This window comes from Streptomyces sp. CA2R106 (assembly GCF_037034245.1).
Taxonomy (GTDB): Bacteria; Actinomycetota; Actinomycetes; order Streptomycetales; family Streptomycetaceae; genus Actinacidiphila.
On record NZ_JBAGKC010000001.1, the window covers coordinates 361,091 to 380,162 of the forward strand.

Genomic DNA, 19,072 nt, shown 5'->3' on the forward strand with positions numbered 1-19,072 from the left:
GACGCGGAACTATACGCCGCGGGCCGCGGCAGCACCAACCGTTTTCCGCCCGCCCCGCGCCCGCCGTCCCGCCCGCCCGCGTGCCCCGGCCCGCCGCTTTCCCCTCGGGGTGACCCTGACAGGCCGGTCAGGGTCGCGGGTCCACCCGAGGTCGCACCCGCCCGGCCCGATATCCGTCCACGGCCCGACGTACGCCGGGCGTGTGATGCCTACCGTGGAGACATGGCCTCCACCACACTCCACCCAGGTCCCACCGCCCACGGCGGCACCGCCCTCGGTGCCCGCCCCGACCAGCCGCGCCACCTCGTCGGCAACGCGCTGCGCGCGGTCAAGGTGTTCGTCACCACCGCCGTCGAGGTCGTCATCCTCGGCAGCGAGGGCAAGCGCTACTGACCCGCCGGCGCCACGGCGCCCCCCACCGCGGGTTACCGCTGAGTAGTACCCGCGCACCCGGATGAGTACGGCGGCGCATGTGCGCCACCGCCCCGGGTCGGTGTGATGGTCGTATGAGGACACACACCGCAGGGCACTGCCGGGCGGCCGACGAACCGGAGCCCGCCCAGCCGCACCCGTATCCGCACCCGAGCCCGAGCTCGTACCCGCAGCCGTACGCCGGCCGCGACGCACGCCCTCGCGGCCCTGCCGGGGCGCTCCTGCCCCGGCCGCCCGTACCGCCGCTGCCCCCGCACCCGCCGGCCGGGGTCTGGCCGTACGCCCTGCCGCCGGAGGGCGGCACACCGCGGCCGGAGCGGCGCAACCTCCTCGTCCAGGTGCTGTGCACGGTGCTGTGCGTGCCCCTCCTCGGGTTCGGCGCGCTGTGCTGCGTGTTCTCGCCGTTCGCGACCGACTCGTGCGACCCGGCGGGCTGCCGCGCGCTGTTCCGGGCGATCGCGGTGAACCCCTGCGTGCTGCTGGCGTCGGTGCTGCTGCTCGCCGGCTGCTGGGCCGTCCCCGAGGGGCGGCAGGGGCGGCAGGTGCTGCGGACCCTGCTGGGCGCCGGGGCGCTGGCCGCCGCGGTGACCGCAGTCCACCTCTACCTCCACCTGCCGCCGCCGAGCTGAGCGCGGCGGATCAGGCGTCCTCGGCCGCCGCGGGACCCGCCAGGAGGTCGTCGGCGTCCACGATGCGGTAGGCGTAGCCCTGCTCCGCCAGGAACCGCTGGCGGTGGGCGGCGAAGTCCTGGTCGATGGTGTCGCGGGCCACCACGGAGTAGAAGCGCGCCTCGTGCCCGTCGGCCTTCGGGCGCAGCACCCGGCCCAGCCGCTGCGCCTCCTCCTGCCGCGAGCCGAAGGTGCCGGAGACCTGGATGGCGACCGTGGCCTCGGGCAGGTCGATGGAGAAGTTCGCCACCTTCGAGACGACCAGCACCGACAGCTCGCCGCTGCGGAACGCGTCGAAGAGCTTCTCGCGCTGCGCGTTCGTCGTCTCGCCCTTGATCACCGGGGCGCCCAGGTGCTCGCCCAGCTCGTCCAGCTGGTCGATGTACTGGCCGATCACCAGGGTCTGCTGCCCCGCGTGCCGGGCCACCAGCGCCTCGGTCACCTTCCGCTTGGTCGCGGTGGTCGCGCAGTAGCGGTACTTCTCCTCGGTCTCGGCGGTCGCGTACGCCAGCCGCTCGCTCTCGGTGAGGTTGACCCGCACCTCCACGCAGTCGGCGGGCGCGATGTACCCCTGCGCCTCGATCTCCTTCCACGGCGCGTCGAACCGCTTCGGGCCGATCAGCGAGAACACGTCCGACTCGCGGCCGTCCTCGCGCACCAGCGTCGCGGTCAGGCCGAGCCGGCGGCGGGCCTGGAGGTCGGCGGTGAACTTGAAGACCGGCGCCGGCAGCAGGTGCACCTCGTCGTAGACGATCAGGCCCCAGTCGCGGGAGTCGAACAGCTCCAGGTGCGGGTAGACGCCCTTCCGCTTCGTGGTCAGCACCTGGTACGTGGCGATGGTGACCGGGCGGATCTCCTTGCGGGTGCCGCTGTACTCGCCGACCTCCTCCTCGGTGAGCGAGGTACGCCGCACCAGTTCGTGCTTCCACTGGCGGGCCGAGACGGTGTTCGTCACCAGGATCAGCGTGGTGGCCTTCGCCTGCGCCATCGCGCCGGCCCCGACCAGGGTCTTGCCCGCGCCGCAGGGCAGCACGACCACCCCGGAGCCGCCGTGCCAGAAGCCCTCGACGGCCTGCTGCTGGTAGGGGCGCAGCGCCCAGCCGTCCTGGTCCAGCTCGATCGGGTGCGCCTCGCCGTCGACGTACCCGGCGAAGTCCTCGGCGGGCCAGCCCAGCTTGAGCAGCACCTGCTTGATCTGGCCGCGCTCGGAGGGGTGCACCGCCACGGTGTCCGCGTCGATCCGCGCGCCGACCAGCGGCTGCACCCGCTTGGAGCGCAGCACCTCCTCCAGCACGGGGCGGTCGGTGGTGGTCAGCACCAGGCCGTGCGCCGGGTGCTTGCTCAGCCGCAGCCGGCCGTAGCGGTCCATCGTCTCGGCCACGTCGACCAGCAGCGCGTGCGGCACCGGGTACCGCGAGTACTCGACCAGCGCGTCCACCACCTGCTCGGCGTCGTGGCCGGCCGCGCGGGCGTTCCACAGGCCGAGCGGGGTGAGCCGGTAGGTGTGGATGTGCTCCGGGGCCCGCTCCAGCTCGGCGAACGGGGCGATGGCGCGGCGGCAGGCGTCCGCCTGCTCGTGGTCGACCTCCAGGAGGAGCGTTTTGTCGCTCTGGACGATCAGGCAGGACAAGGGGGCCTCCGAGGGATGGGCGAACAGACAACTGTACTTCGCCGCGCGGGTGGGGACGGGGTGCGTCCGGACAGGCGAATCTGTGCGCGGCACGAGCTTGGCATACAAGATGAACAGTCGTATTTGATGTTTTCTGCCCCCATGAATCACCAGCAGACGCATCCCCCCACGGAGCAGCGCCGCCGGGGGACCTTCCACGCTGCCGCGGCCGCCACGGCAGTGGCCGGCGCGGCGGTCATGGCCACGGCCGGCCTGCTGCTGCCCGGTACCCCGGCAGGCGCCGCCACTTCGGACGACGGCGCCGCGACCGCCGCGACCGCCGCGCGCGGGGCGGCCGCGGAGCCGTCGGACACGGGCTTGCCGAACGGCAGCCAGTGGCCGCCGAAGAGCGAGGCGCCGGCGCCGGCGACGACGTCCGCGGCGGCGTCCTCGGCGGCGGCAGCCGACGACGACACGTCGTGGCCGAACGGCAGCCAGTGGCCGAACGGGGCCGAACCGTCGTCGGCGCCGTCCGCCCCGTCCGCCCCGTCCTCCGCGTCCGACGGGTACGGCGGCGGTTCGGCCCCGAGCGACCACGACTCCACGGCGCCGGGCGGGTACGGCGGTGGCTCGGCCCCGAGCCACGGCTCCTGGCCGAGCGAGCATCCGGCGCCGACCGACAGCGAGAGCTGCCCGCCCACCGCGCCCCCGACCACGACCCCGCCGACCAAGCCTCCGACGACTCCTCCGTCGCATCACCCGACCAGGCCGCCGACCGCTCCTCCGTCGCACCATCCGACGAAGCCGCCCACTACTCCTCCGTCGCACCATCCGACGAAGCCGCCCACTACTCCTCCGTCGCACCATCCGACGAAGCCGCCCACTACTCCTCCGTCGCATCACCCGACGAAGCCGCCCACCACTCCTCCGTCGCATCACCCGACGAAGCCGCCCACCACTCCTCCGTCGGACCACCCGAGCACGCCTCCGACCACCCCGCCCACGACGCCGACCGCACCGACCTCGACCCCGCCGAGCCTGCCGGACACCGGTGCCTCGGCCCAGGTCGAGTGGGCCGCGGCCGCGGCCGTCACGGTGCTGGGCGCCGGTGGCGCGCTGGTGGTCTTCACCCGCAGGCGGGGGCGCCACAACTGACCCTGCCCGCATGACCGTTCGCCCCTCCGGCCGCCGCACGCCCCCGCGTACGGCGGCCGGTCGGGGGTAAGCGCCGCTGGGACAGTGCCTACGCGAGGAGGCCGGGTGCCGTGGCGCTACGAGTCCCGCTGTTCCGTACCGGCCGCGCCGCGCCGGCGCCGGGCGCGAAGCCGAAACCGTCCCCGGCGCCGGGGACCACGCCGAAACCGAAACCGACACCGAAACCGAAAGCCGCACCGAAGGAGAAGGCCGGGCCGAAGCCGAAGGCCGCACCGAAGGCGAAGCCCGACGCGAAGCCCAAGCCGAAAGCGGGACAGCGGACCAAGGCCGGCCCGAAGCCGAAGGCGGCCGCGCCGAAGGCGAAGCCCCGGTCCGCGGGCCGGTCGGCGGCCGCCGCCAAGCGCCCCCGCAAGCCCGCCGCCGCCGCAGCCGCGCCGAAGCCCCGCCGTATGCTCCCCGGCCGGTGGCCGCGCCTCCGCGGTGACCGGTCGGCCGGGCCGGCCGACCGCACCGCCGCCGCCAAGCGGGCCGAGCCCGCGGCACCCGCGCCTGACGAGGCCGCCCGCACCCCGGTGCTCCAGCGCCGCTCCGCCCTCGCCCTGACGGCCCGCGCGCTGGTCCTGGCCGCGCTGTTCGTCGGGATGGTGGGCTTCGCGGTCCTGCTGGCCCGGGTGACGCTCGTGCCCTCGCCCGCCTCCGACGCCCTCGTGCACGCCAACCTGCGGCCGGGCGCGTCGATCCGGGCCTACCTCGACCAGCCCGACCACCGCGACACCGTGAAGCAGATCGGCGGCAACGTCCTGCTCGGCGCCCCCTTCGGCGTCCTGCTGCCGACGCTCTTCCCGCGCATCCGCGGCCTGCTCCGGGTGGTCGCCGCCACCGCGCTGGTGATGCTCATGGTCGAGGCGGCCCAGGGCACGCTCGTGGAGGGCCGCGCCTTCGACATCGACGACGTCATCCTCAACACCGCCGGGGCCCTGCTCGGATACCTCCTGCTGGGCCTGCGCCTGGGCCGCGCGCTCCACCCCCGGCGCCGCCACTGGTACCACCGCTACGGCATCGGCACGGCGGCGCGGCGCACCCCGGCCGGCCCGGAGAAGTGACCGGCACCCGTACCTGGCAGGGCAGGTCAGGAAGGGTCTTCGGTGAGGGTGGAGACCCCGGTGATGCGGTGGAGGGCGAAGGTGCGGGTGGCGTCGGCGGTGTGGTCGTAGGCCGTGACGTAGCCGCCCTCGACGCGCAGGGGGGCGATGACGCGCTGGGTGGCGGCGCCCTCGGCGTTGACGTAGCCGATCCAGACGGACTCGCCGGTCAGCGCGGCGGCCTGGACGGTGGCGAGGGTGTCGGCGGCGGAGGTGCGGGGCAGGCCGCCGTCGCGGGCGGCGGGAACGTCGCGGGTGACGGTGGCGGCGCGGTCGCCGGCCCGGATCGCCTTGATCGCGGCGCCCAGGAGCGCGTCGTCGGGGGCGGGCGGCCCGTCGGTCACCGGCAGCGGCGGGGTGCGCGGCGGGGTGCGGCGGGCGTCGGGGCGGGTGATCAGCACGTCGCCGTCCGGCGACTCGGCGGCCGGTGCGAGCCCCATCGCGCGCAGCCGCTCCAGCAGCGTCGCCGGGTCGGCCTGCGCGGCCAGCACGGTCGGGGCGAGCCGGCGCAGCCCGAGGCCGTTCGCCCGGCGGTCGGCGAGGAGTTCGGTGAGCACCGCGTCGTCGTCGCAGCGCAGGTAGGCCGAGGCCGCGCCGACCCGCAGCGCGCCGTGCCGCCGGGCCACGTCGTCGATGAGGTAGCTCAGCGGCTGCGGCACCGGCGTACGCGAGTGGGCGGCCAGGAACGCCTGGAGGTCGGCGGCGCTGCGGCCCGCGTCCAGGGCCCGCCGTACCGACGCCGGGCTGAAGCGGTAGACGGTCGCGCCGCCCTTGGACTCGACGTCGGCGAGCACCCCCAGCATCTCGGCGAGCGGGGCGATCAGCGGGCCCGGCGCGACCGCGGTCAGGTCGGCCTGGAGCAGCACATGGTCCAGCGGTTCGGGCAGCAGCGGCGCGAGCGCGGCGGCGGCCGCGTCCGGGTCGCCGGCCAGCAGCGGCCGGGCGTGCGCGGCGAGCGCGCCGCGGCCGGTGACGCCCAGCGCCTCGGCGTCCCGCAGGGTCCAGCCGAGCAGGTCGGCGCGCAACGCGTCGGCGCCCGGCCGCAGCGGGCGGTCCCAGCGCAGCCGGGCCAGCAGCGAGTCCCGGTCCGCGGCCGTGCCCGGCGGCTGCTCGGCGAGCAGGTCGAGCGCGGCGCGCCGCACCTGGGGCGCGAGCGAGCGGTCCAGGTCCGGGCCGAGCGCGGCCAGCGCCCGCCCCTTCGGGTCCCGGCTGCCGACCAGCCCGGCGGTGCGGGTCGCGGCCAGCCAGGCGGCGGCCAGCGCCGACCACTGCTGGTGCGGCGGGAGCGAGGTCCATCCGTCGGCCGCGGGCGTCGGCGCGTACGCCTCGTCGACCTCGCCGTCCGCGGCCACCAGCCCGGCGGCGTAGGCGAGTTCGAGCCAGAAGGCGGCCTCCGGCTCGGGCAGGTCGAGGGTGGTGGCGGTCCGCTTGAGGTCGCGCACGCTGATCCCGCCCGCCCGCAGCACCCCCGGCCCGCCGGTCTCCCAGGCGGTGAGCAGCTCGGTGACGGTGCGCACCGCGGTGAGCGCCTGCCCGGCCGCGGTGAGGTCCACCGTGCGGGCGGTACGCGGCACCGGTACGAGCGCCGGCGGCGCGGGCTCCGGCGTACGGTGCGCGCGGCCGCCGCGCAGGGCGAGGGCCGCCTCGCGCGGCAGCACCACGTTGTGCGCGCCGGCCGGCAGCAGCAGACCGCGGGCGAGCAGCCACTGCACGGCCGTGGTGGCGTCCGCCGCCCGCACCGGCGCCGTCGCGTCCCGCACCTCGCCGTACGGCGGGCCCCACACCAGCCGGTCGAGCACGGTGCCGACGCCCTCGGGTGCCGCGTCCAGCAGCGGGCCCAACCCGGCCGGATCGGCGAAGAGTTCGGCCAGCGCGCGGGTGGCGCTCACCGGGTCGTGGGTGGCCGGCAGGCCCGCGTCGGCGACGATCTCCTGGAGCCGGGCCGGGGACATCCCCGCGGTGGCCTCGCCGACGGACGGCCCGAGGCCGGTCGCGGACGCCACCGACGGCGAGGGGGCGAGCACGTCGCGGGCCGCGCGCACCAGCCGCAGCCGGTCCCCGCCGCCCCACACCACGCCCCGGGTGCGCAGCCGCGCCACCGCGTCGGGCAGCGCCGCGCGGACGGCCGCGGTGAGATCGGCGGGCAGCGGCGCGCCCAGCGGGGCGGCCGCGCCGGCCGGGTCCGCGCCGGCCATCAGCACGCACAGCGCGTCGTACGGGCACGGGTCGGCGGCCACCGCGAGCGCCTCGGCGACCTGCCGGGTGAACGCGTCGACCTGGTCGAGCGCGCGCAGCACCGACGCGCGGGTGGCGGCGCGGCCGGCGAGCTGGGTGAGGTCACCCGGGACCGGGGTGAGCAGGTCGGGCCGGGCGCGCAGCAGGTGGGCCAGCGCGTCGTCGTCACGTGCGCGCAGGTCCTCCGCGAGGGTGCGCGGCTCTGCCGTATCCATCCCTCCCACATTAGCCGCATGGACGTGGGGGGACGGGTACGGTCGTCGTGGCGGGCGGCGACGCGGCGGAAGGAGCCCGGCGGTGGGCGTGGAGAGCGACCGGCTGGTGTTCGACTACCTGAGCAGGGTCGGTGACCTGGCGCAGACCGCGCTCCCCGCGGCGGACCGGATGCGGCTGGTCGCGCAGTTGCGGACGGACATCGAGCAGGCCAGGGGCGGCGACGGCGACAACGCGGCGGCGGTGCGGCGCATCCTGGGGCGGTTCGGCAGCCCGGACGAGGTGGTCGAGGCGGCGGCCGGCACGAAGGGGGCGGGCGGCGGGGCTGCTTCGGCCGCCGCCGGGGGCGCCGCGGAGCCGCCGGCCGGGGAGCCCGCGCCGGGGACGTACGGGCCGTACGGGAAGGCGCGGCGGGTGGCGGCGCCGCGCAAGGAGCCGAAGGACGCGCAGCCGCCGGAGCCGTCGGAGCAGGAGCCGTCGGGTCAGGCGGGGGAGGACGCGCCGGAGGGCGCCGGGGACGAGGTGTGGCCGGACAGCGGGGCCGGGGCCGGGCTCGGACTGGGATTCGGGTCGGGGTTCGGGACCGGTGAGGGGCGGTTGCGGGCCGCGGACGAGTTGACGGGGCTGCCCGGGATGACCGGGGGGATCTTCATCCCGTTCGACGACGAGGAGTTGGCGGGCAAGGGGGAGGAGGAGCGGCGGCCGCTCCCGGGTGCCCTTGCGGGGAAGGGGGGCGGCGGCGCGGAAGACGGGGCGGCGGCGGCGGAGGCTGCCCCGGCCGCGGAGGCGCCGAAGCGGCGGAAGGGGCTGCGCGGGCTGCTGCGCCCGGGCGGGGGCGGGGGCGGCGGCGCCCGGGCCCGCGTACGGAGCTGGGGGAGCCCCGTGCTGCTGCTCGCGGCCCTGCTGCTGGTCGCCGGTGTGGTGATCGGCTCCTGGATTCCGCTCGGCCTCGGCTGGCTGACCGGCTACCTCTCCCGCGCCCTCACCCGTACCCAGGCGAAGATCGCGGTGTTCGGGGTGCCCGGGGCCACGGCGCTCGGCTTCGGCGTCTGGCTCTGGGGCCGCACCAAGGGGCGCTGGGGCACCCCGATCGCCGACGGCCAACTCGGCCACGTCATCCGCCACGACCTTCCCGTCGCCGTCCGCGTCGCCGCCGTCGCCTCGGCCCTCTACCTCATCCTCCGGGCGCGTCGCTCCGCGAGCTGAGCGGACCCTCCGGGTGCGCCGTCCGCGGAGTTGCGGGACCTTGCGGTCCGCGGTGGCTGGTCGCGCCGTTCCCCGCGCCCCTGTTTCCGCTCGGGTCTTCCCGCGGAAGAAGCTTGCGCCCCGAAGGGGCGCGGGGAACTGCGCGACCAGCCATCTACCGGCGGCAAGGTCCCGGCACCCACGGAACACACCACCCCGGAGGGACCCCGCACCGGCAAGTGGTCCCGGAACCGCCGGGACCGGGGCACCCGGGTGGGTCCTGTTGCCGTCGGAGACAATGGCGGGGTGACCATGGACCTTGCCGCACCGCTGACCGTCGGGTTCGACCTCGACATGACCCTGATCGACTCCCGCCCGGGGATCAAGGCGGTGTACGACCGGCTGGCCGAGGAGACGGGCGCGTTCATCGACTCGGCCCTGGCCGTCACCCGGCTCGGCCCGCCGCTGGAGCAGGAGTTGGCGAACTGGTTCCCCGCCGAGCAGGTCCCGGGGATGAGCGAGCGCTACCGCGCGCTGTACGTGGACCACGCGATCGTGCCGACCCCGGCGATGCCGGGCGCCGTGGCGGCGATCGAGGCGGTCCGGGCCGCGGGCGGCCGCCCGCTGGTGGTCACCGCCAAGCACACCCCGAACGCCCAGCTGCACCTGGACCACGTCGGCATCGTCGCGGACCTGCGCGGGCAGCTGTGGGCGGAGGCGAAGGCCGAGGCGCTGGTGGAGTACGGCGCGTCGGTCTACGTCGGCGACCACGTCGGCGACGTGCGCGGCGCCCGCACCGCGGGCGCGCTGTCGGTGGCCGTGGCGACCGGGCCGTGCGACGAGAAGGAACTGCTGGCGGCGGGCGCCGACGTGGTGCTGGCCGACCTGACGGAGTTCCCCGCCTGGCTCGCGGACTACCGTTCCGCCGCGGCCTGATCCACCGCGGGCCGCGCGCCCGCGAGCCCCGTACCGCCGCTCGTACCGGCGCCCGTGCCACCGGTCGTACCGCCGGGGCCGTCCGCCGCCGGGCGCCGCTGGGCCAGCGCCGAGCGCAGCAGCCCGGCCAGGGCCAGCGCGAGCCCCAGCCCCATCAGCATCGAGACGAAGTACGCGGGCGTGGGCAGCCGCTTGGTGTGCAGCAGCAGCGGCGCGACCGTCACCACGGTGCCGACCGTGCCGACGAGGAACGTGATCGCGCCGGTCCGCACCAGCAGGTCACCGGGGCCCAGGGTTTGTTTGCTCACCCGACAAGGGTAGGTCCGTGGGGTGGACGGAGTGGAAACGGTGTCGGGACCCCCGGGCACCCCGCTGTACGGCGGCGGGTGGCCGGTCCGGTGCGGGCTGCCGCCGACCAGCCGCTCGAAGACCCGCGAACAGCGTTTTCCGGCTGCTCTCGGGTAATTTTCCAGCGGCCCCCGGCGGGTTCGGGTAATTTCTAGTAACTTCAGTCAGCTCCGAGAACTTCGGGCTACACCGAGCAATGAGGACGAGGTCGGACGTGCCTACCGGCAAGGTCAAGTGGTTCAACAGCGAGAAGGGCTTCGGCTTCCTCTCCCGCGACGACGGCGGCGACGTCTTCGTGCACTCGTCGGTCCTGCCGGACGGAGTGACCGCCCTCAAGCCCGGCCAGCGCGTGGAGTTCGGCGTGGTCGCGGGGCAGCGGGGTGACCAGGCGCTTTCGGTGACGCTGCTCGATCCGGCGCCGTCCGTGGCCGCCGCCCAGCGCCGCAAGCCGGACGAGCTGCTGCCGATCGTGCAGGACCTCACCTCGCTGCTGGAGGACGTGGCGCGCTCGCTCCAGCGCGGCCGCTACCCCGACAAGGCGCACGGCCACAAGATCGCCTCGGTGCTGCGCGTGGTCGCCGACCAGATCGACGTCTGACCGGCCGCCCCCGGCGCTCCGCTTTAACCGGGCTTTACCGGAACAGTTGGTTCCGGTAAAGCCCGGGTGCGGTAATTCGGGTCACACCCGTCACGAATCCGCGGGTTATCCGAAAGCCAGCGCGTCGGCGGCCAGCGGCGGCACCAGGCCCTCGGCCGCGGCGCGGGTGAGCAGGCCGCGCACCGCCGCGTAGCCGTCCTCGCCGAGGTCGGCGGTGAACTCGTTGACGTACAGCCCGATGTGCTGGTCGGCGACGGCCGGGTCCATCTCCTGGGAGTGCGCGAGGACGTACTCCCGGGAGCGCGCCGGCTCGTCCCACGCCTGCCGCACCGACGTGCGGATCGCCGCCGCCAGCGCGGCCAGCCGCTCCGCGCCCAGCGACCGCTTGGCGATGATCGCGCCCAGCGGGATCGGCAGCCCGGTGGTGGCCTCCCAGTGCTCGCCCATGTCCGCGAGCTTGTGCAGGCCGTAGTTCTGGTACGTGAAGCGCGCCTCGTGGATCACCAGGCCCGCGTCGACCTTGCCGTCCCGGACCGCGGGCATGATCTCGTGGAACGGCATGACCACGATCTCGCCGACCCCGCCGGCCACTTCGGCCGCCGCCCACAGCCGGAAGAGCAGGTAGGCCGTCGAGCGCTCGCTCGGCACCGCGACGGTCCGGCCGGTGAGGTCCGCGCCGGGCTCCCGGGTCAGTACCAGCGGGCCGCAGCCGCGGCCGAGCGCGCCGCCGCAGGGCAGCAGGGCGTACTCGTCGAGCACCCACGGCAGCACTGCGTACGACACCTTCAGGACGTCGAACTCGCCGCGCTCGGCCAGGCCGTTGGTGATGTCGATGTCGGCGAACGACACGTCGAGCGCGGGTGCGCCCTCGACCAGTCCGTGCGCCAGGTCGTGGAAGACGAAGGTGTCGTTCGGACAGGGGGAGTACGCGATACGCAGCGCCGCCCCCTGCTCCTGAGCCGTCCCCTGCTCCACGCGCGTGCTCTGCTCGTCACCCATGATGTGCCTCAACTCCCAGTACGGCCGGCAGCTTCCCGAACGCGGCCGTCAGGGCCGCCAGCGCCTCCCCGATCCGCCATGCGGCCCGGTCGCGGGGGCCCACGGCGTTGGACACCGTACGGATCTCCAGCACGGGCACGCCCACCGCGGCGGCCGCCTCGGCCACCCCGAAGCCCTCCATCGCCTCGGCCACGGCGCCGGGGTGACGGCCCGCCAGTTCGGCGGCGCGCTCGGCGCTGCCGGTCACCGTGGACACCGTCAGCACCGGCCCGTACGCCGCCGCGAGGCCGTCGGCCACCGCCCGGCTGAGCCGCTGCGGCGGCAGGTGCCGGGTGGTGCCGAAGCCCAACTCGTCGACCGGCACGAAGCCGTCGGGCGTCTGCGCGCCCAGGTCCGCGGCCGTGATCGCGCTCGCCACCGCGACCGAACCGACCGGCGCGAGCGGGGCGAAGCCGCCCGCGATGCCCGCGCTGACCACCAGCTGGTACGGCTCGCCCGCGGCCTGCGCGCCGGCCAGCGCGGTGGCGGTGGCGGCGGCGACGGCCGCGGGGCCGACCCCGCCGGCCAGGACCGTCGTGCGCGGTGCGGCCGGCGCCGTCGCCAGGCCCGCGGCCACCGCGGCGCGCTCGGCGTCCACCGCGGTCACCACCAGCAGGCGGCGTATCGGGGCCGTCGCGCCGCTCATCCGCTGCGTCCCGCGCTGCGTCAGTGGTCGCGCCGCAGCTCGAAGGAGACCACCCGGGTGACCTTGGCGCCGGTGGTGTCCGGGGACTCCACGATGTTCAGCACCACGCTGCTCACCGGGCTGGTCTGGCCGGTCTGCGGGTCCTGCACGTGGAACAGGTCCGCGCTGTCGACCGTGAAGTACGTCTTGTCCTTGAGCACCTCGTCGTTGGCGAGCGAGGTGTTCTGCACGATCAGCCAGCCCTTGTCGGCGATCGAGGGGTCCACGCCGATCCGGATCTTGTCGCCGACCGGCACCGTGATGTGGTGCGTCGGCTTCTCCTGGAGGCACTTGGCGAAGACCGTCTGCGGCAGCAGCGCGCCCTTGGCGTAGCACCCCTTGCTCGCGGACGCCATCACGGACTTGCTGCCCACGGTGACCGTCGCCTCGGCGGTCGGCTTCGTGCAGGCGGTGAGGGAGATCAACCCGAGGGAGATGGCACCGAGGGCGGTGGCGGCGCGGCGAATGCTCATGGCAGGAGGCTACCGGGCGGGGGGCTCCGCTCCGCGCGCGGGTACACCGTGTCACGCCGGATGGGGCCTGGTGCCGGGCACGCTCAGGCGACGCGGGCCTTCGTCGAGCCGCCGTGCCGAGCGGCGCCGAGCAGCCCGCGCACCGCGACGGAGAACGCCGCCAGCACCAGCATCGCGGCCACCGCCATGCCGAGCGAGCCGTTCAGCGGCAGGACGATGCCGATGCCGCCGCCGACCACCCACGACAGCTGGAGCACCGTCTCGGAACGGGCGAACGCCGAGGTGCGGACCGCCTCCGGGACGTCGCGCTGGATCAGCGCGTCCAGCGACAGCTTCGACAGGGCCTGCGCGATGCCCGCGACCGCGGCCACCGCCGCGACGGTGACGAGCCCGAACAGGCTCGCCGCCACCGAGGCCGTCGCCAGCGCGCACACCAGCGCCGTCACGATGATCACCTCCGGGCCGCGGGCCTTGAGCCACGCGCCGAGCGCGGTGCCCAGCGCGTTGCCCGCGCCCGCCGCGACGACCGCCACGCTCAGCGACAACTCCGGGGACAGTCCGCCGACCGGGTGCTCGCGCAGCATGAACGCCAGGAACATCGTCAGGAAGCCGGACAGCGCGCGCAGCCCGCAGTTGCCCTGGAGCGCGTGCAGCACCGACGAACCGACGCCCAGCAGGCCCGGTTTGCGCCCGGGCACCCCGGCGGGCTCGGCCGGCGCCTCCTCGTCGGCGGTCAGCCGGGCCCGGCGCTCGCCGCGCGCGGAGTCCACCTTGTTCGGCAGCGCCATGCACAGCACCGCGCCGCACATGAAGATCGCGAACGCGCCGTACAGCGGCCACTGCGGGCCGATCTTGTGCAGCCCCGCGCCCACCGGTGCCGCGATCGCGGTGGCCAGCAGACCCGAGAGGGTGACGCGCGAGTTCGCCTTGACCAGGGTGGTGCGGTCCGGCAGCAGGCGCGGCACCACCGCGCTGCGCACCACGCCATACGCCTTGGAGCCGACCAGGCTGCCCAGCGCCGCCGGGTACAGGCCCAGGCCCGCGTGCGCGACCATCCCCGCCATCGTCCAGGCGAGCACCGCGCGGGCCATCATCGACATCGCCATCGCGGCCCGCCGGCCGTGCTGCAACCGGTCCAGCATCGGGCCGACCACCGGGGCGAGCAGCGCGAACGGCGCCATCGTGATCAGCAGGTAGAGCCCGACCCGGTTGCGGGCCTCGCCGCTGGGGACGGAGAAGAACACGGTGCTGGCGAGCGCGATGGTGATCATCATGTCGCCCGCGGAGTTCACCGCGTGCAACTCGATCAGCTTGGCCAGGCCCGACTCGCCCGCGCCGCCCGCGTGCGTCGTACGCCGGATACGGCGGCGCACCGCCCCCGCCGACCGCCCCACGCCGCTCGCGAGGGCGCGCCCGGCCCTGCGTGCGGGCCCTGGGCCCGCGGTCACGGTTCGTGCCACGTCGCAATCCTGCCCCAATTGGAAGACGGCGCACCCCCTCCTTTGCTCGCACGGTGCGCACCGGTAGCGTGCGATCGCGCAGAATGGGTGACAACAGGTGCGCCCGATGACGCTCGGGCAGGGCCGGGGAAGCAGGGAACGTAGGCGTCGAAGCGGTCCGTCGGTCCGCTCCGCCGAGGTTTCGTGCCCTTCGGGTCCGCCCGCCCGCGAGCGCACACGTGAGACGGCGTAGAGAGAGAAACGATTTCTGTGAGTCCTGCGATGCGAAGCCGTACCCCTGACCGCCTGTGCGCCGAGGCGGTCGATGTCGCGCTGGCCGTGACGCGGGAGGCGGTGGGCGAGGCGTCGGTCGGAGAGCACCTCGGCGTCGTCGCCGAGGGCGACCGCGTGGTCACCCACTTCTTCGCGTGCACCGAGCCGGCCTACCGCGGCTGGCAGTGGGCCACCACGCTGACCCGCGCCTCCCGCGCGAAGAACGTGACGATCGACGAAACGGTGCTGCTGCCCGGCCCGGACTCCGTCCTGGCGCCGGAGTGGGTGCCCTGGAGCGAGCGGCTGCGGCAGGGCGACCTGGGCCCGGGGGACCTGCTGCCCACCGAGGCGGACGACCTGCGGCTGGAGCCGGGGTGGACCGGGGAGGGCGCGGCGGCGGCGACGGCGGCCGCGGACTCGGTGGAGATCGCGGAGGCGGCCGAGGTGGCGGCGGCAGCCGCGGCGCAGGCGGCGCAGGCGGCGGATGTGGCGGATGCGGCAGACGGTCCGGGTGCGGCCGGAGATACGGCGGTGACGGCCGGCGACGTGGTCACCGGCGGGCCGAGCATCGCGGAGATCGGCGCGGTCGCGCGCCAGCTGGGCCTGGGCCGGGCCCGGGTGCTGTCCCGGTACGGCCTGCACACCTCGGCGGACCGCTGGGAGGAGCGCTTCGGCCCCAAGACGGCGATGGCCCAGGCCGCGCCCTCGAAGTGCGTGAGCTGCGGCTTCCTGGTGGCGATCGGCGGCTCCCTCGGGCAGGCGTTCGGCATCTGCGCGAACGAGTACTCCCCGGCCGACGGCACCCTGGTCTCCCTCGCGTACGGCTGCGGCGGCCACTCCGAGGCCGCGGTGATGCCGAAGACGCCGGAGCCCGCGCCCATGGTGCTGGACGACCTGCACGACGACGAGACGGTCTGAGGCCCCACCCGGGGCGGGCGCGAGCGCCTGAGGGCGCCTGAGGGCGCCTGACGGCGTCTGACGGCGTCTGGAGGCGTCTGGGGGCGCCTGAGGGCGCCTGAGGGCGGTGCTCCCGCAGGTCCGGCGGTCCGGTGGCCCACGGTGCCTCCGCGACGCCTTGGAGGGCGTTCCCGGGGCGCGCCAGGGCCCTTCGCGCGCTGCTCCCGGGTACCCGCGCTGCCGCCGTCCCCGTACGGACTCTGGCGGCCGCGACTCCGGCCGGACACCGACGGCCTTTTCGACCGGGTACGTCAACCGACCACCCGAACCGACCACTTCAAGGGGCCCAGGCCCCCACGTCCCGCAGTGGAGTACGGTCGGGCCCGAAGGGGCCCGGAGCGGCCGGAACCCCATGCGCACAGTGCAGACGAAAGGTTCACGTGACCCGCCCAGGCGTGATCCGCACGAACCCGGAAGGAACCCCGGAAGGCAGGCCCGACCCCTTCCGCACCGCGTCGCTGCGCCAGGCCGTGCTGACCGCGTGGTCCGCGTCCGCCGCGCGCTTCCGCGAGGACGCCAACGCCGAGGAGGACCTCGCCCTCGGCGGCCACCGCGACCGCCTGATCGTGGAGCTGGCCCAGAACGCCGCCGACGCCGCGACCCGCGCCGGCGTGCCCGGCCGGCTCCGGCTCACCCTGCACGCGCCCGACCCCGACGCCACCGGCTCGCCGTACGCCTGCCTGGCCGCGGCCAACACCGGCGCCCCGTTGGACCCGGCCGCCGTCGAGTCGCTGTCCACGCTGCGCGCCTCCGCCAAGCGCGACGACGCCGAGGACGCGGTCGTCGGCCGCTTCGGCATCGGCTTCGCCGCGGTCCTCGCGGCGAGCGACGAGCCCGCCGTGCTCAGCCGGGCCGGCGGGGTGCGCTGGTCGCTCGGCGAGGCCCGGGCACTGGCCGCCGAAATCCCCGAACTAGCCGAGGAGTTGCGGCGCCGCGACGGCCATGTCCCGCTGCTGCGGCTGCCGTTCCCCGCCGAGGGCAGCGCCCCGGCGCCCTACGACACCGTGGTGGTGCTGCCGCTGCGGGACGGCTCCGCGGAGGACCTGGCGGACCGCCTGCTCGCCGCGGTCGACGACGCGCTGCTGCTCGCGCTGCCGGGCCTGGCCGAGGTCGTGGTCGAAACGCCCGCGGGCGTACGGACGTTGACCCGGCGGTCGCTCGACGGCGGGGACGTGCTGATCGAGGACAGCGACCGTGGCGCGCCCACCCGCTGGCGGGTGCGGGCCGGCGGCGGCGCGCTGACCCCCGAACTGCTCGCGGACCGGCCGGTGGAGGAGCGGCTGCGCCCGGTGTGGTCGGTGACGTGGGCGGTGCCGGTGGACCCCGAGGGCGCCCCCGCCGCGCCGCGCACCGCCGGCGTCGTCCACGCGCCCACCCCGACCGACGAGCCGCTCGGCCTGCCCGCGCTGCTGCTGGCGAGCTTCCCGCTCGACCCGACCCGCCGCCACACCGCGCCCGGCCCGCTCACCGACTTCCTGCTGGACCGCGCCGCGGAAGCGTATGTGCGGCTGCTCGCCGACTGGCAGCCGTCCGGCGCCGGGGTGGTGGACCTGGTGCCCGGGCCGCTCGGGAAGGGCGGGCTGGACGCCGAGTTGCGCCGCCGGGTGCTGGCCGCGCTGCCGCGCACCCCGTTCCTGCCGCGGGCCGCGGTGCCCGGGGCGGGGGCGCTCGACGCGGGCGGCCCGGCGCCGGACCCGGACGCCTGGGACGACGGCGGGCGCCTGACGGGGGAGGGGCAGCCGCTGCGGCCGGTGGAGGCCGAGATCGTGGAGGGCGCCACCGCCGAGGCGGTGCGGGTGCTCGCCGAGGTCCTGCCCACGCTGCTGCCCGCGAGCCTCGAACGGCGCCCGGCGCTGCGGCAGTTGGGCGTCGCCAGGCTGTCGCTCGCCGACGTGGTGGACCGGCTGGCCGGCGCCGAACGCCCCGCCGACTGGTGGTGGCGGCTCTACGACGCCCTCGCCGGCACCGACCCCGACGTGCTCAGCGGCCTGCCCGTCCCGCTCGCCGACGGCCGTACGGTGGTCGGCCCGCGCCAGGTGCTGCTGCCGGTGCGCGGGGACGCGGATGCGGCCGACGCGGGCGCGGACAGCGGAGGTGCCGCCGCGGGCGCGGACCCGGCGCTGCTCGCCCGGCTCGGCCTGCGGGTCGCCCACGCGGACGCCGCCCACCCGCTGCTGGAGAAGCTGGGCGCCGCCCCCGCCACCCCCCGCGCGATCCTGACCAGCCCGCAGGTGCGGACCGCGGTGGCCGCTTCCCTCGACGAGGAGCGCGCCGCCTGGGACGACGAAACCGGCCTGGACGCCGACGAGTTGGCCGATGCCGTGCTCGGCCTCGCCCGGGCCGCGGGGCTGGCGCCCGGCGACGAGCCGTGGCTCGGCGCGCTCGCGCTGCCCGACGAGGAGGGCGAACTCGCCCCCGCGGGCGAACTGGTGCTGCCCGGCAGCCCGCTGGAGTCCGTGCTGCGCGAGGGCGAACTCGGCACCGTGGACGCCGATCTGGCCGACCGCTGGGGTGAACAGCCGCTCACCGCGGTCGGGGTGCTCGCCACCTTCGCGCTGGTCCGCGCCGAGGACGTGGTGCTCGACCCCGACGACCTCGACCCGCGCGACACCGACTGGGCCCAACCCGACGACGTCGGGCTGCTCGACGCCGTCGACGTGTGGTGCGAGGACGTCCTCGACCAGCTGCCGGAGGCCGATGTGCCGCCGGTCGCCACCGAGGTGATCGGCGTCCGCGACCTCGACCTGGTGGACGACGACGCCTGGCCGCAGGCCCTCGCGCTGCTCTCCCGGCCGCCGCTGCGCGACGCGGTGACCGCGCAGGTCCGGGTGCTGCTGCCGGACGGCACCACCGAGTCCGTACGGCCGTACGCGGCCTGGTGGCTGCGCGACCACCCGGTGCTGGGCGGGCGGCGCCCGGTCGGCCTGCGCGCCGCCGGCGGCGACCGGCTGCTCGCCGGGCTGTACGACGAGGCCGAGACCGACGCGGCGGTGGACGCGCAGGTGCTGCGCGCGCTCGGCGTCCGCACCACCGTCGACGCGCTGCTCACCGAACCGGGCGGCGCCGCCGAACTGCTCGGCCGCCTCGCCGACCCGAACCGCCCTGTCACCCCGGCTCAACTCCACGGCCTGTACGCGGCCCTGGCCGAGCTCGACCCCGAACAGGTCACCCTGCCCGACGAGTTGCGGGCCGTACGGGACGGCGAGGTCGTGGTGGTCGACGCCGCCGACGCCCTGGTCGCCGACGCCCCCGACCTGCTGCCGCTGTCCGGCGGGCTGTCGCTGCTGCCCGTACCGCCGCGGCTGGCCGCGGAGTTGGCCGAGCTGTTCCAGGTGCGCCGGCTCAGCGAGGCGGTGCCGGCGGCGGTGGTCTCGCACGGCGAGCCGCATGACGTGCTGCCCGCCGTGCACGACCTGCTGCCGGGCGCCCCGGCAACCTACGTCGAGCACGAGGAACTGCTGCTCACCGGTGACGTGGAGGTCGACTGGCGCTGGGTCGACGGGGTGCTGCACGGCGCCACCGTGGAAGGCGTCGCGGCCGGGCTGGCCTGGGCCGCGGGCCACTGGGAGCGCCGCTTCGAACTGGCCGCGCTGCTGGAGGACCCGACCCGTACGGAGGAACTGGCGCGCGACCGCTGGTTCGACTAGGGCCCGCTGTTCGGAACTTCTGGATCGCCGCGGCCCGTA

18 protein-coding genes are annotated in these 19,072 nt (G+C 75.9%); 9 read left to right on the forward strand and 9 right to left on the reverse strand.

Annotated features, from left to right (window positions below; translation table 11 throughout):
- Positions 1 to 222: 222 nt before the first annotated feature.
- Together WA788_RS01635 and WA788_RS01640 are read left to right on the forward strand one after the other, a co-directional pair.
- Positions 223 to 393, forward strand: coding sequence for a hypothetical protein (locus tag WA788_RS01635; RefSeq protein ID WP_335970763.1), 171 nt, complete (start codon positions 223 to 225; stop codon positions 391 to 393).
- 113 nt (positions 394 to 506) lie between these two features.
- Entirely contained in the window at positions 507 to 1,061 is a 555-nt protein-coding gene (locus WA788_RS01640; RefSeq protein WP_335970764.1) for a hypothetical protein, read from the forward strand.
- A 10-nt stretch (positions 1,062 to 1,071) separates the two neighbouring features.
- On the opposite strand, the gene WA788_RS01645 is transcribed toward WA788_RS01640, so the two are convergent.
- Both WA788_RS01645 and WA788_RS01650 read right to left on the reverse strand, forming a co-directional pair.
- On the reverse strand, positions 1,072 to 2,730 hold the full coding sequence (locus tag WA788_RS01645) for a DNA repair helicase XPB (RefSeq protein WP_335970765.1): 1,659 nt from the start codon (positions 2,728 to 2,730) through the stop codon (positions 1,072 to 1,074).
- Between the two features lie 146 nt (positions 2,731 to 2,876).
- The gene (locus tag WA788_RS01650; protein WP_335970766.1) at positions 2,877 to 3,440 is read right to left on the reverse strand and encodes a hypothetical protein; all 564 of its coding nucleotides are present in this window, start codon (positions 3,438 to 3,440) and stop codon (positions 2,877 to 2,879) included.
- Between the two features lie 307 nt (positions 3,441 to 3,747).
- On the opposite strand from WA788_RS01650, the gene WA788_RS36000 reads away from it, so the two are divergent.
- Positions 3,748 to 3,864 carry an LPXTG cell wall anchor domain-containing protein gene (locus WA788_RS36000; protein ID WP_435178294.1) on the forward strand — a complete coding sequence of 39 codons (117 nt, stop codon included), beginning with the start codon at positions 3,748 to 3,750 and terminating at the stop codon, positions 3,862 to 3,864.
- Between the two features lie 88 nt (positions 3,865 to 3,952).
- On the opposite strand, the gene WA788_RS01660 is transcribed toward WA788_RS36000, so the two are convergent.
- Positions 3,953 to 4,264, reverse strand: a complete 312-nt coding sequence (locus tag WA788_RS01660; RefSeq protein ID WP_335970768.1) for a hypothetical protein — start codon at positions 4,262 to 4,264, stop codon at positions 3,953 to 3,955.
- Positions 4,265 to 4,313: 49 nt separating this feature from the next.
- Here WA788_RS01660 and WA788_RS01665 point away from each other — a divergent pair, with 49 nt between their 5' ends.
- Positions 4,314 to 4,967 (forward strand): VanZ family protein, encoded by a 654-nt coding sequence (locus tag WA788_RS01665; RefSeq protein WP_335970769.1) that lies wholly within the window; start codon positions 4,314 to 4,316, stop codon positions 4,965 to 4,967.
- A gap of 26 nt (positions 4,968 to 4,993) precedes the next feature.
- Here WA788_RS01665 and WA788_RS01670 read toward each other — a convergent pair whose 3' ends face one another.
- The gene (locus WA788_RS01670) at positions 4,994 to 7,456 is read right to left on the reverse strand and encodes a helicase C-terminal domain-containing protein (RefSeq protein WP_335970770.1); all 2,463 of its coding nucleotides are present in this window, start codon (positions 7,454 to 7,456) and stop codon (positions 4,994 to 4,996) included.
- 82 nt (positions 7,457 to 7,538) lie between these two features.
- Here WA788_RS01670 and WA788_RS01675 point away from each other — a divergent pair, with 82 nt between their 5' ends.
- A complete protein-coding gene (locus WA788_RS01675) occupies positions 7,539 to 8,660 on the forward strand; it encodes a hypothetical protein (RefSeq protein ID WP_335970771.1) in 1,122 nt (373 codons plus the stop codon).
- A gap of 291 nt (positions 8,661 to 8,951) precedes the next feature.
- Entirely contained in the window at positions 8,952 to 9,575 is a 624-nt protein-coding gene (locus tag WA788_RS01680) for an HAD family hydrolase (RefSeq protein WP_335971250.1), read from the forward strand.
- Here WA788_RS01680 and WA788_RS01685 read toward each other — a convergent pair.
- Positions 9,554 to 9,883 carry a hypothetical protein gene (locus tag WA788_RS01685; RefSeq protein WP_335970772.1) on the reverse strand — a complete coding sequence of 110 codons (330 nt, stop codon included), beginning with the start codon at positions 9,881 to 9,883 and terminating at the stop codon, positions 9,554 to 9,556. The genes WA788_RS01680 and WA788_RS01685 overlap by 22 nt on opposite strands.
- A gap of 254 nt (positions 9,884 to 10,137) precedes the next feature.
- Here WA788_RS01685 and WA788_RS01690 point away from each other — a divergent pair, with 254 nt between their 5' ends.
- A complete protein-coding gene (locus tag WA788_RS01690) occupies positions 10,138 to 10,521 on the forward strand; it encodes a cold-shock protein (protein WP_335970774.1) in 384 nt (127 codons plus the stop codon).
- Between the two features lie 105 nt (positions 10,522 to 10,626).
- On the opposite strand, the gene WA788_RS01695 is transcribed toward WA788_RS01690, so the two are convergent.
- The 4 genes from WA788_RS01695 to WA788_RS01710 form a co-directional block, all read right to left on the reverse strand.
- Positions 10,627 to 11,520 carry a 1,4-dihydroxy-6-naphthoate synthase gene (locus tag WA788_RS01695; protein WP_335970776.1) on the reverse strand — a complete coding sequence of 298 codons (894 nt, stop codon included), beginning with the start codon at positions 11,518 to 11,520 and terminating at the stop codon, positions 10,627 to 10,629.
- Entirely contained in the window at positions 11,513 to 12,205 is a 693-nt protein-coding gene (locus tag WA788_RS01700) for a futalosine hydrolase (RefSeq protein ID WP_335970778.1), read from the reverse strand. Before WA788_RS01700 ends, WA788_RS01695 begins: the two co-directional genes overlap by 8 nt.
- 20 nt (positions 12,206 to 12,225) lie before the next feature.
- Positions 12,226 to 12,717, reverse strand: coding sequence for a hypothetical protein (locus tag WA788_RS01705; RefSeq protein ID WP_335970780.1), 492 nt, complete (start codon positions 12,715 to 12,717; stop codon positions 12,226 to 12,228).
- Positions 12,718 to 12,800: 83 nt separating this feature from the next.
- Positions 12,801 to 14,177 (reverse strand): MFS transporter, encoded by a 1,377-nt coding sequence (locus WA788_RS01710; protein WP_435128276.1) that lies wholly within the window; start codon positions 14,175 to 14,177, stop codon positions 12,801 to 12,803.
- A gap of 261 nt (positions 14,178 to 14,438) precedes the next feature.
- Here WA788_RS01710 and WA788_RS01715 point away from each other — a divergent pair, with 261 nt between their 5' ends.
- The gene (locus WA788_RS01715; protein WP_335970781.1) at positions 14,439 to 15,347 is read left to right on the forward strand and encodes a DUF3027 domain-containing protein; all 909 of its coding nucleotides are present in this window, start codon (positions 14,439 to 14,441) and stop codon (positions 15,345 to 15,347) included.
- 437 nt (positions 15,348 to 15,784) lie between these two features.
- The gene (locus tag WA788_RS01720; RefSeq protein ID WP_443033956.1) at positions 15,785 to 19,033 is read left to right on the forward strand and encodes a sacsin N-terminal ATP-binding-like domain-containing protein; all 3,249 of its coding nucleotides are present in this window, start codon (positions 15,785 to 15,787) and stop codon (positions 19,031 to 19,033) included.
- Positions 19,034 to 19,072: the final 39 nt, after the last annotated feature.